General features: G+C 62.2%; 15 protein-coding genes. 4 read left to right on the forward strand and 11 right to left on the reverse strand.

The window, feature by feature from the left end:
* Positions 1-5: 5 nt before the first annotated feature.
* Positions 6-335 (forward strand): GlpM family protein, encoded by a 330-nt coding sequence (locus BM70_RS0115685; protein WP_177326560.1) that lies wholly within the window; start codon positions 6-8, stop codon positions 333-335.
* A gap of 132 nt (positions 336-467) precedes the next feature.
* Here BM70_RS0115685 and BM70_RS0115690 read toward each other — a convergent pair whose 3' ends face one another.
* The 6 genes from BM70_RS0115690 to BM70_RS0115715 all read right to left on the reverse strand — a co-directional run bounded on the left by BM70_RS0115690 (position 468) and on the right by BM70_RS0115715 (position 7841).
* A complete protein-coding gene (locus BM70_RS0115690) occupies positions 468-1865 on the reverse strand; it encodes a sigma-54 dependent transcriptional regulator (protein WP_025856891.1) in 1398 nt (465 codons plus the stop codon).
* On the reverse strand, positions 1855-3624 hold the full coding sequence (locus BM70_RS0115695; protein ID WP_025856892.1) for a HAMP domain-containing sensor histidine kinase: 1770 nt from the start codon (positions 3622-3624) through the stop codon (positions 1855-1857). The genes BM70_RS0115690 and BM70_RS0115695 overlap by 11 nt, the downstream gene beginning before the upstream one ends.
* Complete coding sequence (locus BM70_RS0115700; RefSeq protein WP_025856893.1) at positions 3624-4748, reverse strand: GNAT family N-acetyltransferase; 1125 nt, start codon at positions 4746-4748, stop codon at positions 3624-3626. The genes BM70_RS0115695 and BM70_RS0115700 overlap by 1 nt, the downstream gene beginning before the upstream one ends.
* Before the next feature lie 87 nt (positions 4749-4835).
* A complete protein-coding gene (locus tag BM70_RS0115705; RefSeq protein WP_025856894.1) occupies positions 4836-5753 on the reverse strand; it encodes a carboxylesterase in 918 nt (305 codons plus the stop codon).
* Positions 5750-7144, reverse strand: a complete 1395-nt coding sequence (locus BM70_RS0115710) for an aspartate aminotransferase family protein (RefSeq protein ID WP_025856895.1) — start codon at positions 7142-7144, stop codon at positions 5750-5752. The genes BM70_RS0115705 and BM70_RS0115710 overlap by 4 nt, the downstream gene beginning before the upstream one ends.
* Positions 7137-7841 (reverse strand): MtnX-like HAD-IB family phosphatase, encoded by a 705-nt coding sequence (locus tag BM70_RS0115715; protein ID WP_025856896.1) that lies wholly within the window; start codon positions 7839-7841, stop codon positions 7137-7139. Before BM70_RS0115715 ends, BM70_RS0115710 begins: the two co-directional genes overlap by 8 nt.
* A gap of 227 nt (positions 7842-8068) precedes the next feature.
* Between BM70_RS0115715 and BM70_RS0115720 the strand changes: the two genes are divergently transcribed.
* Together BM70_RS0115720 and BM70_RS0115725 are read left to right on the forward strand one after the other, a co-directional pair.
* Positions 8069-8839, forward strand: coding sequence for a MipA/OmpV family protein (locus BM70_RS0115720; RefSeq protein WP_025856897.1), 771 nt, complete (start codon positions 8069-8071; stop codon positions 8837-8839).
* Positions 8840-8896: 57 nt separating this feature from the next.
* A complete protein-coding gene (locus tag BM70_RS0115725; protein ID WP_025856898.1) occupies positions 8897-9763 on the forward strand; it encodes a fatty acid desaturase in 867 nt (288 codons plus the stop codon).
* An 84-nt stretch (positions 9764-9847) separates the two neighbouring features.
* Here the strand turns inward: BM70_RS0115725 and BM70_RS0115730 are convergent, their stop codons facing one another.
* From BM70_RS0115730 to BM70_RS0115750, 5 genes are all read right to left on the reverse strand, one after another.
* On the reverse strand, positions 9848-10252 hold the full coding sequence (locus tag BM70_RS0115730) for an EamA family transporter (RefSeq protein WP_025856899.1): 405 nt from the start codon (positions 10250-10252) through the stop codon (positions 9848-9850).
* The gene (locus tag BM70_RS0115735) at positions 10249-10629 is read right to left on the reverse strand and encodes a transporter (RefSeq protein ID WP_010212789.1); all 381 of its coding nucleotides are present in this window, start codon (positions 10627-10629) and stop codon (positions 10249-10251) included. Before BM70_RS0115735 ends, BM70_RS0115730 begins: the two co-directional genes overlap by 4 nt.
* Positions 10626-11546 (reverse strand): arginase, encoded by a 921-nt coding sequence (locus BM70_RS0115740; protein ID WP_025856900.1) that lies wholly within the window; start codon positions 11544-11546, stop codon positions 10626-10628. The genes BM70_RS0115735 and BM70_RS0115740 overlap by 4 nt, the downstream gene beginning before the upstream one ends.
* A gap of 189 nt (positions 11547-11735) precedes the next feature.
* Complete coding sequence (locus BM70_RS0115745; RefSeq protein ID WP_025856901.1) at positions 11736-12389, reverse strand: DsbA family oxidoreductase; 654 nt, start codon at positions 12387-12389, stop codon at positions 11736-11738.
* 55 nt (positions 12390-12444) lie between these two features.
* A complete protein-coding gene (locus BM70_RS0115750) occupies positions 12445-13464 on the reverse strand; it encodes an alpha/beta fold hydrolase (RefSeq protein WP_025856902.1) in 1020 nt (339 codons plus the stop codon).
* Positions 13465-13657: 193 nt separating this feature from the next.
* Here BM70_RS0115750 and metR point away from each other — a divergent pair, with 193 nt between their 5' ends.
* Entirely contained in the window at positions 13658-14575 is a 918-nt protein-coding gene (gene metR, locus BM70_RS0115755) for a transcriptional regulator MetR (RefSeq protein WP_025856903.1), read from the forward strand.
* Positions 14576-14740 lie beyond the last annotated feature (165 nt).

The following is a 14740-nucleotide window of genomic DNA, read 5'->3' on the forward strand; positions in this document are numbered from 1 at the left end:
ATCTGATATTGAAGGCCGCCCTTGGCGCGGCAGTGGTGTTGATCCTGGCCGCGCTGGCCAAGACCAGGAACTATTACATCGCAGGCTTGGTGCCGCTGTTCCCGACCTTTGCGCTGATCGCCCACTACATCGTCGGCAAGGGCCGTTCGGTGGACGACTTGAAGACCACGATCCTGTTCGGGATGTGGTCGATCATTCCGTACTTTGTGTATTTGGCGACCTTGTATGTGATGGTCGAGCGGATGCGGTTGGAGGCTTCGTTAGCTGTGGCCGCAGTCGCATGGCTAATAGCCGCGACGGTGTTGGTGAGCGTCTGGGTCCGCCTACACGCCTGACACAACTCGGTAAAAAACTGTGGGAGCTGGCTTGCCTGCGATAGCGGTATGTCAGTGCCAAATGAGCTGACTGATACACCGCTATCGCAGGCAAGCCAGCTCCCACATTTGGATTGAGGTGTATCAGACAGGTCAGCGGACGATTTTGTCGACCTGAATGCCCAGCTTCTTCAGCCGGTACCAGAAGCTGCGCTCCGAAATGCCGATCTTCGCTGCCGCCGCCGCCTGCACGCCCTTGCTCTCCTGCAGCGCCGCCAGAATGTAGGCCTTCTCAACCTCCGCCAGCGCCGCATCCAGGTCCTGGGGAATCCCCGGCCCGTCGCTGAGGATCGCCGTTACAGCGCTCTCGCTCGGCTTCGATGCAAACAGATAACCCGGCAGGTCGATGTCCTCGATCACTGGCGAGGCCGCCACGATGGTCGCGCGCTCCACACAGTTCTGCAGCTCACGGATATTGCCCGGCCAGTGATACGCCGCCATGGCCTGCAGTGCCTCCGGGCTGAAGCCGGTGATGCGTTTGCCGGCGGTAGCACTCAGGGTCTGGGCGAAGTGGCGGGCCAGGGGCGCAATGTCTTCCACGCGCTCACGCAGGGCCGGCAACGGGATCGGGAACACGTTGAGACGGTAATACAGGTCTTCGCGAAACTCTTTGTTGGCCACCGCCTCCAGCAGGTTCTTGTTGGTGGCGGCGATCACCCGCACATCCACCTTGCGTTCGCGGGGATCGCCCACCGGCTCGATCACGCGCTCCTGCAATGCGCGCAAAATCTTGGCCTGCAACGCCAGGGGCATATCACCGACTTCGTCGAGAAACAGCGTGCCCTTGTCGGCCTGCTGGAAGCGCCCTACCCGGTCGGCCACGGCACCGGTGAACGCGCCTTTGCGGTGGCCGAACATTTCGCTTTCCAGCAGCCCTTCCGGGATGGCCGCGCAATTGACCGCCACGAACGGTTTGTCGGCCCGGCTGCCGTGCTTGTGGATGGCGCGGGCGACCATTTCCTTGCCAGTGCCGCTTTCGCCGGTCAGCAGAATGGTGGCGCTGCTGTCACGCACCGAGTCCACCGCTTGCAGCACTTTGCGAAACGTTGGGCTGTCGCCCACCAGGCTGTCGAACTGCGCGTGTTCGTCCAGCTCGGCACGCAGGCGCGCGTTGTCGCGCATGATGTCGCGAAACTGCAGGGCCTTGGCCACGGTGATGTCCAGCTCGTCGATGTCGAACGGCTTGGCGATGTAGTCGTAGGCGCCGTTGCGCATCGACTGCACGGCGTTTTTCACCGTGCTGTAGGCGGTCATCACAATCACCGGCACGTGGGGGTAACGCACCTTGATCTCGGCCAGCAGCGCCGGCCCGTCCATGCCCGGCATGCGCCAGTCGCTGATCACCAGGTCGATGTCTTCCTGCTCCAGCACCTTGAGCGCGTGCAGGCCATTGCCGGCGATAAACACCTGCACATCGTTCTGGCCCAGGGCCGACGCCAACAGGTCGCAGAGCTTGGGTTCGTCGTCGACTACCAGAATGTTATGCGTCATGACTGTCCTCGTCGTCTTCGCCAATCGCCGGAATGTACAGGCTGAAAGTGGCGCCGGCATCTTTCTCGCTGGCACATTCGATGCTGCCGTCGTGACTTTCCATGATCGAATAGACTTTGGCCAGGCCCAGGCCGGTGCCGGAGGCCTTGGTGGTGACGAATGGCGTGAAGATACGCTCGATCATATCCACCGGAATGCCCTGTCCGGTGTCGGCGATGCTGATCACAGTAGTGTCGTCCTGCGTGCGAATGCCCAGGGTCAGGCGCCCGCCTTCGGGCATCGCGTCGATGGCGTTGATAATCAGGTTCAGGCATGCCTGCTTGAGCTGCTTGGCGTCCGCGTAGATCGTCGCCCCCGGCGCCTGGTCATTGATGTGCGCATCGATATTATGGGTGGCCAGTTCCGGGGCGCAGAAACCGAGGATTTCCTCCACCAACGGGCGCGCAGGCTGCAACACGCGCAGCGGCGGGTTGGGCTTGGCGAAGTCGAGGAACTCGGTGATCAGGTCGTTGATGCGGCTGACTTCACTGATCACGTATTCCAGGTGGCGCTTGTCGGTGTCCGCCAGGTCGGCGCGGCGGTGCAGCAACTGTGTGGCCGTCTTGATGATGCCCAGTGGGTTGCGGATCTCGTGGGCCAGGCCCATGGCGACTTCACCCAAAGCATGCAGGCGATCACGCCGGCGCAACTGGGCTTCAAGGTGATGCAACTCGCCCAGGCGCTCGGTCATATGGTTGAAGGTGCTGCTCAACTGCGCCAGCTCGTCGCCGCCGCTGACCACCACGCGGTGCGCGTAATCGCCGGAGATCACCGCGCTCACACCTTGGGACAGGTCCCGCAACGGCTTGGTCAGGCGTCGCGACACCAATACCCCCGCCGCCAGCGACAATGCCGAGCTGAGCAGGAAGATCAGCAAGAACAGGTTGCTCTGGTTCACCAGCCCCACCAGGCTGGTGTGGCGCAACAGGCCACTGAAAATCACGCCCTGCAAGTCGCCGGCGTCGTTGAAGATCGGCCAGTACAACCCGCTGTAGTTATTGGTGAACTGCTCGCTGGGCTGCTTGGTGCTGCGCATGGCGGTTTCGACGTTCTTGGGGATGCGCGAGGGGTGATCCTCGAAGCGCTGGGTCGAGAAAATCTCGGAGAACCCGTCGGGGTTGGCCAGGTACAGGCGCAGGTCGAGGGAATGCACATCGGCCACGCTGGTGAGGAAACTGCTGTCCAGGTACGTGGCCACCAACAGCAGGTAGTCGACACCGTCCTGGTTGGTCTCGAACGTGGACACCACGATGCCGGTGCTCACGCCGGCCACCTGCACGGTCTGCAACACCGCGTTGCTGGTCAGGCTGATCTGTTTGACGATGTCGTCGGAGGCGGTGCTGAACACCAGTTTGTGGTCACTGACGCGGATCAGCGCGACCACGTCGATGTCCGTGGCGTCGGCAATGTCGGCGGTCAGCCGGTCGTGCTTGGCCGCCTGCCGGTTGGAGGGCGGGCTGGTGTAGCGCAGGAACAGCTTGGCCATGCGCGCGTTGTCATGAAGGATGTCGCCGATCTCGTCCTTGACGATCTTGGTCGACTCCTGCAGCCAGATGCGCACGTTGCTGTCGAAGATCTGCGACAACGTGGTGGCGGCCAACTCTGCCGCGATCATGGTGGGAATCACGCTGACCAACCAGAACGCCAGCACCAGCTTGCGCTGGACGCTCCAACGCGAAATGGCAAAGGGGCGGGCTTTCTGGCGGGTCTTGGTGATCATCAGGTTTCGCTTATCGCAGCAGCCATGGCAGGGTCGGAACGATCCGGTCGAATAAACAGTTTTACAAGCTTGAGCAGGCCGTTGACCAGCCGGTTGCGGTGGCGGAAAAACACACTGTTGCCCTGGAACTCGCAACCCAGGCGCAGCTTACTGGCATACCCGGCCTGCCCGCACTCATACAGCGCAATATTGTGTTGAATACAGTAGTCGACATTGGTCAGCCAGCTGCGAAAGTACAGGTTGTAGTCGCGGGTGAATTCGACGTCATGCCCGAAGAATTTATCCACCAGCCGGTGTTCATCCACCAGGATCAGGTTGAACGCCACCAGGTGCTCGTCCACCCAGTAAAGAACACAGACCGCGCGCTCATCAAGCCGTTCGAGCACCGAGGTGAAGTAGCCGGCGGGCAGCCGCTCGAACTGCAACTCGGCGCGTGTGAGGGTGGCCTCGTACAGGCGCATGACCTCGGGCAGCACGTCATCGATGTTGCGCCGCCACTCCACCCGCGGTCCCGGCGCGCGCAGCTTGCGGCGCAGGTCCTTGCGCGTGGATTTGCCCAGCGACCCCAGGTAGGCATCCACCGAACCGTAGGGCAGCGGCAGCACGCCCGTGGGCAAGCTCGGCATGCTTTGGAAGCCCGCGGCCCGACAGCTCTCGAGCCAGTTCGGGTCTTTGCTCGGCGCATCCTTGACCGCCACCAGGCCGATGCCAAAGTCATCGGCATCCTGACGTGCGGCCTCCAGCAGGTGCTTGAGCAACAGCGGACGCTGCGCATCCGGCACGCTGCTGGCGAAACCCACGTCGCAGCGTTCGGCCACGGGCGAACCGAGGGCATACAGCCCCAATTGCAAAAGCCCCGGCCACAGCCGTTCGACACGCTCGGTCAAGCGCTTGCCGGCGCCCGACACCGTGGTGTCGAGGCGATAATGCGTGATGAATGCGGCAGCCACCGCCACCAGCGTTCCATCCTGGTAAACCGCCAGGTAACGCCACTGGAAATCGGCAATGGCGGCGTTTTCCACGGCGACGTAATAGTCCCAGTCCTCCAAGGCACCCGGGAAACAGTCGTTCCAGGCACTGCGCTGGATGGCCCGGATGGTCGGGAAGGCTTGGGCGGTAATCACATCGTGTCCTTTGTCAGAGTCTATGGCGGAGAACGGGCTTGTTGTGGCGAGCGGGCTTGCCCCGCGCTGGGCTGCGAAGCAGCCCCATCACTGACACTGCATTCCCCCGGTTAAAACCGAGGTGTCTGGGTTTGGGGCGGCTTCGCCACCCAGCGCGGGGCAAGCCCGCTCACTACATAGAGCTCGCTCGTTGATGAACGCTGCACTCAACTCGATCACCCGGCGGTACTGCAGGTCGACGGTGATCATGTGGTAGCAGTTGTCCAGCAGGATCTTGGTCACCGGCCCGCCGAGGTGGCGCTCCACGTAGTCGGCGTTCCAGCGGCTGGTGATGTCATCCTCGATGGAGTGCAACACCAGCGCCGGCACCTTGATCTGCGGCATGCGTTTCTTGACCACGGCGTTCATCCAGTGCAATTCCCGGACAGTCACCCCTTCCATCGTCAACAAGCCCGCCTCGCTGCTTTCGCCTTCTTTCATCTGCCGTTCAACGATGGCGCGCAAACGTTCGTTCTTGATGCCGTAGGGTGGCTTTTCGGTAAAGCGGAACAGACGCACGCCAAACGGGATACGGATCAACAACGGCGTGATGAACGCCATTTTGTTGATGCTCCAGCCGTCGTACTTGAGCGTTGTGGAGTACATCAGCAACCCGGCCACTTCGCCCGGATGCTCCGACGCCAGGTACATCGACATCACTGCGCCCATGGACAAGCCACCGACAAATACCTGCTGGTGCCGCTGTTTCACACCCACGAAGGTCTTGCGCACGCCTTCGTACCAGTCGCGCCAGCCGGTGGCTTGCAGGTCGCTGTTGTCGCCGCAGTGCCCCGCCAGCGTGGGCACGTACACCGTGCAGTTGCCCGCCCTGGCCAGGCCCTTGGCGACCTGGCGCAATTCCGTCGGGGTGCCGGTCAGGCCGTGGATCAACAGGATCCCGACCGGACCTTCACCGAGAACGAAGCCGGCATCACCTTCACCGAGGTCGATCTCTGCCTGGCTCACCGATGGGTCGCCCGCACCAGCAGTTGCTCGAGCAGCTTCAGGCCCAGTTCGATTTCCGGGTAGCTGATTTCCAGGGACGGTGCCAGGGTGATCACGTTCTTGTAGTAACCGCCCACGTCGAGAATCAACCCGAGTTTCTGGCCGTCCACCACCATGTCGCCCTTCATGCCTTCTTCGACCATGTAGTCCAGGGTCGCCTTGTCTGGCGTGAAGCCATCCGGGCCGCAGATTTCGCAACGCAGGGCCAGGCCCAGGCCGTCGACGTCGCCGATGATCGGGAAACGTTTCTGCAGGTCTTGCAGGCCTTCGAGGAAGAATTTGCCCTTGGCCATGACCATCGCGCCGTAGTCGACTTCGTTGGTCATCTTGAACATTTCCAGGCCCACCGCCGTGCCCAACGGGTTGGAAGCGAAGGTGGAGTGGGTGGAACCTGGCGGGAAAACTTTCGGGTTGATCAACTCTTCACGGGCCCAGATGCCGCCCAACGGGTTGAGGCCGTTGGTCAGCGCCTTGCCGAACACGATCACATCCGGCTGCACGTCGAAGTGCTCGATCGACCACAGCTTGCCGGTGCGGTAGAAGCCCATCTGGATTTCGTCGGACACCATCAGGATGCCGTGCTGGTCCAGCACCTGCTTGAGTTCGCGGTAGAAGTTCATCGGCGGGATCACGTAGCCGCCGGTGCCCTGGATCGGCTCGACGTAAAACGCGGCGTATTCACTCTGGCCGACTTTCGGGTCCCACACGCCGTTGTATTCAGTCTCGAACAGGCGGGCGAATTGCTGCACGCAGTGGCTGCCGTATTCTTCCTTGGTCATGCCTTTAGGGCCACGGAAGTGGTACGGGAACGGAATGAACTGCGCGCGCTCGCCGAAGTGGCCATAACGACGACGGTAGCGGTAGCTGGAAGTGATCGACGAGGCGCCGAGGGTACGGCCGTGGTAGCCGCCTTCGAAGGCGAACATCAGGCTCTTGCCGTTGGTGGCGTTACGCACCACTTTCAGGGAGTCTTCGATGGACTGCGAACCGCCGACGTTGAAGTGCACGCGACCGTCGAGGCCGAATTTCTTCTTGGCGTCCACCGCGATCATTTCCGACAGCTCGATCTTGCCTTTGTGCAGGTACTGGCTGGCGATTTGCGGCAGGGTGTCGATCTGCTGTTTCAGCGCGTTGTTCAGGCGCGGGTTGGCGTAGCCGAAGTTGACCGCCGAGTACCACATCTGCAGGTCGAGGTAGGCCTGGTCTTCGGTGTCCCACACGTAGGAGCCTTCGCAACGGCTGAAAATACGCGGCGGCTCGATGTAGTGGACGGTGTCGCCGTAGGAGCAGTACTTGGCTTCTTTATCCAGAAGGACCTGGTCTTCGGCGGTAGCGATACGGATATCAGACATGATGGAAGAGTTCCTGGTTGTCAGCAGTAAAGGAGTTGGCGTTGGCGGCGATGCCTTGTGGCAGCAGCGCCAGCAATGCAGGCACTTCGGCGAAGGTGTCGAAGCGCGCGTGAGGAATGTCGTTGGCCACGCAGTAGTCGGCGAGGCTGCCCTTGGCAAACACGAAGTCGGCGGTGGAAGCCACGCACATGTCGGACTTGCCGTCGCCGATCACCAGCACGCGTTTGCTGCGTGGGGTGGACTTGCACTTGCACTTGCAGTTGCCGGAGGCGGCGCGGCAGGCATCGCTGGCATACGGGAAGTCGATGCGCCAGCTGTTCTGGTCGACCTGGCGCAGGCGGTTGGCGAGGATCGGCAGCAAGGTCACGTAGTGGCGTGACAGGATCCGCGCGATGCCCTGCTCGATGCCGTCGCTGACCACTTCGATGGACGCACCCAGGCCGATCACGTGGTCGACGAAATCCGGGAAGTCCGGGTCGATCTCGACGCTGTCGAAGTACGCCAGCAGTTCGGAAGGCGTGGCCTTGATCAGCGCCAGTTGGCGGCTCAAGCATTCGCGTGAGCCGATATGCCCATCCAGCCATTCCTGTTCGATGGTTTCCCACTCGGGGCCGGCGAAGCGTTGGAGGACGTTGTCGATGACATCGGTGGGGGTGATGGTCCCGTCGAAGTCACACACGATATGCCAGTGGATCATTGCGTTTACCTTAAGAGGAGCGCGCTCTGTGCGCTTGCAACAGGGGTAGAGCAGGGACTGTGCCAACTGACGCAAGCCCAGCGGGGCTGGGGCTTTGCTCGGCATGAGGGGAGATTTGTGTCGTGGGAGCTACAATTTTTGTAGCTTGCTACAAACAAGATGAGTGCTTGCGCGAGGTCAACGCTTTGCGCGTTCATGCGCACGTAATCAATCAAGGAACAGTGACCATGTTGAGGATCACTTGCGCTGCACTGGCCGGTTTACTGGGCCTCTGGAGCGCTTCGAACGCGGCTCGGGCCGACGGTATCACCGGCGAAGTCGGCGCGGGCGTCAGCTACCAACCCCATGACCCAACTGGCAGCCGCTACGAAACGCGGCCCGTGCCCTATTTCGATCTGGACTGGGGCACTGTCAGCCTGAGCACCGATGACGGCTTGACCTGGAGCGCCCTGAACACCCATGGCGTCACTGCCGGCCCGTATATCAACTACCTGCCGGGGCGCACCTCGAACGGCTCGCTGCAGGGGCTGCGCAATGTGTCGGACATGGCCGAGGTAGGCGGTTTCGTCCAATACGCGCCGGCTGATTTCTGGCGGGTGTACGCACAGCTGGGCCAGGCGGTCGGCGGCGGCCACTCGCAGAGCGGCGCGCTGGGGAAGGTCGGTGGCGAACTGGGCTACCCGCTGGGCAGCGGGGTCATCGGCAGCAGCGGCCTGGTGGCGCACTTCGCCGATGCACGCCAAACCCAGACGTTTTTCGGCGTGGATGACAACGAGGCGGCCGCTTCGGGCTTTCGTCCATACAACGCCGGCGGCGGCTTCCAGAACGTGACGTTGACCCAGAGTTTCGAGTTTCCCCTGGCGACCAAATGGTCGTTGCTGACCAGTGCCAGCTGGGTGCATCTGGTGGGCTCGGCGGCAGACAGCAGCATCGTCCGGCAGACCGGCGAAGTGAACCAGGGCCAGGTGCAGACAGCCATCAGCTACACCTTCGATTGAGGTTGGTCTGGGGTTTGCAATGAGGTCCTGGAACCCACTTTTTCCAGGACACTCTTCATGGCTCGCCCCGCTTACCGCCTGCTGCATCACTCGCTCTGGGACCTGGTACCCATCGCCCTGGGCCTGGCACATTTCGCCTTTGTCATCTGGCTGGTTACCGCCTTCCATGGCCTGAGCTGGTGGGCCCTGGTGCCCCTGGCGCTGGTCTACGCGATCAGTCTGTCGTGGAGCATCAACAGCATCTCCCACAACCAGATCCACAACGCCTACTTCACCCATCGCGCGATGAACCGGGCCTTCGACCTGCTGCTGTCGGTGACCATCGGTTTTTCCCAGACGCTCTACCGCGATATCCACAACCGCCATCACCGTGGCAACGCCGACCTGCCGGGCCCGGATGGCAAAACCATCGACCCGCTGTCGATCTACCAGCGCGGCCACGATGGCCAACCGGAAAACCCGTGGGCCTATACCTTCCTGAGTTTTTTTCGCGACGATCCCAAGCCGTTCTATGACGAGATGAAGCGCAAGCGCCCGGCCGATGCGCGGTGGGTCAAAATCGAGATAGGCGTGACGGTGGCGTTCTATATCGCCCTGGCGTTCTACAACTGGCAGGCGGTGCTGTGGCTGTTGCCGTTCTGGTACCTGGGCCAGTGCCTGTCATCGCTCAATGGCTACTACGAACACTTCGGCGGCAACCCGGACCTGCCGATTGCCTGGGGGGTGAGTTCCTACAGCGTGCTGTACAACCTGATCTGGATGAACAACGGCTACCACGCCGAGCACCACTACCGGCCGAAGATGCACTGGACCAAGGTGAAGGCGTTTCATCGGGAGATTGCCGAGCAACAGCGTGAGGCGGGGGTGAAGCAGCTTCCAGTGTCACACGGGTTGGGCTTCCTGGTAGCGCACAAAAAACCCTGACTCGCCACTAACCCCTGTGGTGAGCAGGCTTGCCCTGCGCGAGGCAAGCTCGCTCACCACAAAAATCAAGCCAGGCCAACGTGATCAGTTTTCTTCGCCTTCGGCCAACAGGGCGATGCCGGCGATAATCACCGCCACCCCCACCCAGTGCAGCGGGCTGATATGTTCCCCCAACCCCAGCCACGACCCCAGCAGCACCACCACAAACACCAGTGAACTCAGCGGAAACGCCAGGGACAGGCTGCTGCGCCGCAGGATCAGCATCCACACGAAAAACGCGCCGATGTAGCTGGCGGTCGCCGCCAGGATCCCAGGGTTGCGGGCCACTTCACCCAGCCATTGCCAATTGAAATCCATCTGCCCCAATTGGTCCCCGGCCACTTTGGTGAACAACTGGCCGGCGCTTTCGGTACAGATCAACAAGGCCCACAGCACCACCGTGCCGAAGCGCCCGTGCAGCCATCCGGTATTCATCGTTTGCGTACTCATGCCTGGCTCCCTGCAATCGCCACCAACATCACACCCAAGGTAATCACCAGCGTGCCCAACCAACGGCGGCGGCTGACGGTCTCGCCCAGCACCACCTTGCCCGCCAGCACCACCCCGCAATACGCCAGCGCGGCGGCCGGGAACAACAGGCTCAACGGTGCGCGGGACAGGGCCTCGAGCCACACGAAGAATTCGATCGCATAGGCACCGATCCCGGCCCACAGCAGTGGCGCATTGAACACCTGGCCCCAGAACGCATTCAGGCGAAAACCGCCATCCAGCTCGGGCAACCGGTCCAGGCCGATCTTGAAACACAGCTGGCCAATCACATCGAGCACGATGGAAAACGCCACCAGCAACACCACGGTCAGGGTCACGGGAACAACTCCTCAAACAGGTCGATCAGGGCTTCATTGGTAGCAGCGTTGCGCTGCAGGTCTTCGGCGCTCCAGCGCTGCGGTGGCGGCTGGTCGGAGTTGGCTTCCCAACGCTTGAACGCGTTGCTGAAGACCGGCTGGGCGAACTCGCCGCACACGTCGATGCCGATGATGCGCTTGCGCGCCGCCAAGGCCCGCAGGGCTTGCAGCAGGTGGGTCAGGCGCATGCCGCCCTGATCCCAGTTGGTCGCCGCGTCTTCACTGGCGAGCACGTCTTTGTCGAGGGTGATCCAGATTGCTTCGGTGGGCAGGCTGCTGATCATCTGATCGAGGAACGCCGCCCAATCCAGCTCGGCCAGGTTGCGCCAGTGCAGGTGGTCTTCCTGTTGCCGATGACCTGCGCCATCCCCTACCCGCCCCCAGACTTTGGAGGGCGCGTGCTGCCAGGGAAACAGCTGCAAATGCCCGCGCTTGAGAGCGCCAAGGTTGCCGCCGCGCAGTTGCGGGTTATGCAGGTCATCGCTGCAGGGGCCGAGGGTGACGATGCGTTTGATCGCCGGCATTTTCAGCGCACGGTTGACCCAGGAACCACAGTGGCGCTTGGGCGCAAAGCGCACCCAGTCGGGGTGGTTGTCGAAGTGGATCAGGCTGATCGGTTCTTTGAGATCCGCGAGAAATGCCGGCGTGAGGTGGTGATAGTCGCCGGAGCCGACAAACAGGATTTCCGGCCGCGCATCCGTGGGCCGAGGCCGTTGGGCCAGGCGCTCGACGAAGCGCTTCCAGGTTTTTTCGGTGGACCACAGGCGCAGCTTGGGGCCCAGGTCGAGCAGGTCGATACGGTGGGCGCGGCCATTGGCCAAACGCCGGGCAATCGGCGCCTGGCCCGTGAGGCTGTGGTCTAGGTCAAGAATGTTCAAGGCAGTGTTCCCTCTAAAAGCGTTAGAGGGTCAATGCAAGGGACGGGCCAGCACTTATTTCAAAAACAATTGAGAAACAAATGTGGGAGGGGGCTTGCCCCCGATGGCGGTGTATCAGTCAGGGATTTTCTAACTGGTCCACTGTCATCGTGGGCAAGCCCCCTCCCACATTTTGACCTGCGTTCGGCGTTAGTTTTTGGATTCGCTGATGATCTGCCGGATGGCGCCTACAAAAGCTTCCGCTGGCTGGCCACCGCTGACGGCGTACTGGTCGTTGAACACGATGGTCGGCACCGAACTCACGCCACGGGAGATCCACAGCTGCTCTTGCTCACGCACTTGGGCGGCGTATTCGTCGGAGGCGAGAATCTCGGCCGCGCGTTTGATATCCAGGCCGACGCTTTCGGCGATGATCGCCAGGGTGGCGTGGTCGGACGGGTCCTGCCCATCGGTGAAGTACGCCTTGAACAGCGCTTCCTTGAGGTTGTACTGCAAGCCTTCGAGCCCGGCCCAATGCAGCAGGCGGTGTGCATCGAAGGTGTTGTAGATACGGCTCTGGCCGTCGGTGCGAAAGGCGAAGCCCAACGCGGCGCCCATGTCGCGGATGCGCTCACGGTTGGCCTGGGATTGCTCGGCGGTGGAGCCGTATTTTTCAGTGATGTGCTCGACGATGTTCTGACCGATGGCAGGCATGTTCGGGTTCAGTTCGAACGGTTGGAAATGGATCTCGGCCTGCACCTCGGCGCCAAGCTGGTCGAGGGCTTCGGTCAGGCCGCGCAGGCCGATGATGCACCAGGGGCAGGACACGTCGCTGACGAAATCGATTTTCAGGGGAGTACTCATGGCAGGCAACCTCGCTGGCTTGAATGGGCCGCAAAGGTTGCACGATACACCAATGTCACAGCAGCTTCGAAGGGCCGACCGGATCGATCTGCGCCCAGTGCGCGGCATCTTCGCGATGCGCTTGCAGGTACGGCAGCACCGCCGCCAGCAACGGCGCCTTGAACGCCTCCTGGAAACGATGGGCGAGGCCGGGGATCAGTTTCAACTGGCTGCCCTGGATATGCGCCGCCAGGTGCACGCCATGCATTACCGGCAGCAACGGGTCGGCGGTGCCGTGCACCACCAGGGTCGGCACGCGCAGTTGGTTGAGCAACGGCACACGGCTCGGTTCGGCGAGGATCGCCATGATCTGGCGCTTGACGCCGTCCGGGTTGAAGGCCCGGTCGTAGGACAGCGCCGCCTGGTGCAGCAAGACCTGGCGATCATCCTTCACGTTCGGGCTGCCCAGCGCAGCGAGCAGATCGGCTTGCTGCTCCAGGGCCACTTCACGGTTCGGCGCGCTGCGCCGCGACAGCAATTGCACCAGCGCCGCGTTCGGCGCCGGCAGGCCTTCGGCACCGGAGCTGGTCATGATCAACGTGAGGCTCTCGACCCGTTGCGGCGCCATGGCCGCCAGGTGCTGGGCGATCATGCCGCCCATGCTCGCGCCCAGCACGTGGAATTGCTCGATCTGCAAGGCGTCCATCAAACCGATGGCGTCATCGGCCATATCGGTCAAGGTATACGGCGCCGCCACCGGCAGGCCGAGCTTGTAGCGCAGCACCTCGAAGGTCAGGTTGGCGCTCGCGGGCGCCTGGCGCCACGTGGACAGGCCGACGTCACGGTTGTCGTAGCGGATCACCCGAAACCCTTGCTGGCACAGGGCGACGACAACTTCGTCGGGCCAGTGGATCAGTTGCCCGCCCAGGCCCATCACCATCAGCAAGGCCGGATCGGACGCACGGCCGATACTCTGGTAGGCGATGCTCACCTGAGCCAGGTCGACCGTTTGGGTCGGGACATTGACATCACATCGAGAAGCCGCAAAAGACGGCAGGCCGAACAAGAGAGCGGCCAGTAAAAGCAACACGCGCATGAAAAACACCGAAACGCAGAACCCCAGTAGAGCGCGAGTCTGATGAAGTTTGTTCAAGCGCGCTGCCACAGTTGCGTGACAGTTTGATGAAGAGTGCTCAGCGGTCATGTCGACCTGCTTATCGACAGACCCGCCAACATGAGACAAACTCACGGCATTCCAATTCATCACAAATTGTATTCATGGAGAGCCCGTGCTCGAAATCCGTCATCTCAAGACGCTGCACGCCCTGCGCGAAGCCGACAGCCTGGTGGAAGCCGCCGAGCGCCTGCACCTGACACAGTCGGCGCTGTCCCACCAGTTCAAGGAGCTGGAAGAGCGCCTGGGCATGCCGCTGTTCGTGCGCAAGACCAAGCCGCTGCGCTTCACCAGCGCCGGCCTGCGCCTGCTGCAACTGGCCGACGCCACCCTGCCGCTGCTGCGTGGTGCCGAACGCGACATCGCGCGATTGGCCGGCGGCACCGCCGGGCGCCTGCACATGGCGATCGAGTGCCACAGTTGCTTCCAGTGGCTGATGCCGACCATCGACCAGTTCCGTGATGCCTGGCCGGAGGTCGAGTTGGACCTGGCCTCCGGTTTTGCCTTCGCGCCGCTCCCGGCCCTGGCCCGTGGTGATCTGGACCTGGTGGTGACGTCCGACCCACTGGAGTTGCCCGGCATTACCTACGTGCCGCTGTTCACCTACGAAGCCATGCTCGCGGTCGCCAACCAGCACCCGCTGGCGCACAAGCCGTACGTGGTGCCGGAAGACCTGCTGACCGAAACCCTCATCACCTACCCGGTCGAACGCGACCGCCTGGACATCTTCACCCGCTTCCTCGAACCTGCCGACGTCGAACCCGCGCAGGTACGCACCTCGGAACTGACGGTGATGATGATGCAATTGGTGGCCAGCGGCCGTGGCGTGTGCGGCATGCCCCATTGGGCGCTGCATGAATACAGCTCGCGCGGCTACGTGAAGGCCAAGCGCCTGGGCGAGAAAGGTTTGTTCGCGACGCTGTATGCGGCGATTCGTGCAGACATGCTGGATGCGCCGTATATGCGCGACTTCCTGCTGACCGCCAAGGACACCTCGTTTTCCACGCTCGATGGGGTCAGCGCGGTGCGCTGAACCCTGCATCGCCTCGTCAACGAAGAGATCGCCTGGGTGTGCCTGAGGTACCGAGGTGCCTGCATCGCCGGCAAGCCAGCTCCTACACGTACCTGCCTTTGATCCAACCACTCAGCCCGGCTACCAGGCCGCCGTGCTCTTGCTTTTGATCTTGGTCTTGATCCT

The organism is Pseudomonas sp. CHM02, from assembly GCF_000612585.1.
GTDB lineage: Bacteria > Pseudomonadota > Gammaproteobacteria > Pseudomonadales > Pseudomonadaceae > Aquipseudomonas.

Excerpts from the sequence above, each read along its gene's own strand:
- BM70_RS0115695 (WP_025856892.1), bottom strand. The coding sequence starts at position 3,624 with ATGATCACCAAGACCCGCCAGAAAGCCCGCCCCTTTGCCATTTCGCGT.
- BM70_RS0115725 (WP_025856898.1), top strand. The coding sequence starts at position 8,897 with ATGGCTCGCCCCGCTTACCGCCTGCTGCATCACTCGCTCTGGGACCTG.
- BM70_RS0115750 (WP_025856902.1), bottom strand. The coding sequence starts at position 13,464 with ATGCGCGTGTTGCTTTTACTGGCCGCTCTCTTGTTCGGCCTGCCGTCT.
- BM70_RS0115690 (WP_025856891.1), bottom strand. The coding sequence starts at position 1,865 with ATGACGCATAACATTCTGGTAGTCGACGACGAACCCAAGCTCTGCGAC.
- BM70_RS0115745 (WP_025856901.1), bottom strand. The coding sequence starts at position 12,389 with ATGAGTACTCCCCTGAAAATCGATTTCGTCAGCGACGTGTCCTGCCCC.
- BM70_RS0115715 (WP_025856896.1), bottom strand. The coding sequence starts at position 7,841 with ATGATCCACTGGCATATCGTGTGTGACTTCGACGGGACCATCACCCCC.
- BM70_RS0115710 (WP_025856895.1), bottom strand. The coding sequence starts at position 7,144 with ATGTCTGATATCCGTATCGCTACCGCCGAAGACCAGGTCCTTCTGGAT.
- BM70_RS0115730 (WP_025856899.1), bottom strand. The coding sequence starts at position 10,252 with ATGAGTACGCAAACGATGAATACCGGATGGCTGCACGGGCGCTTCGGC.
- BM70_RS0115720 (WP_025856897.1), top strand. The coding sequence starts at position 8,069 with ATGTTGAGGATCACTTGCGCTGCACTGGCCGGTTTACTGGGCCTCTGG.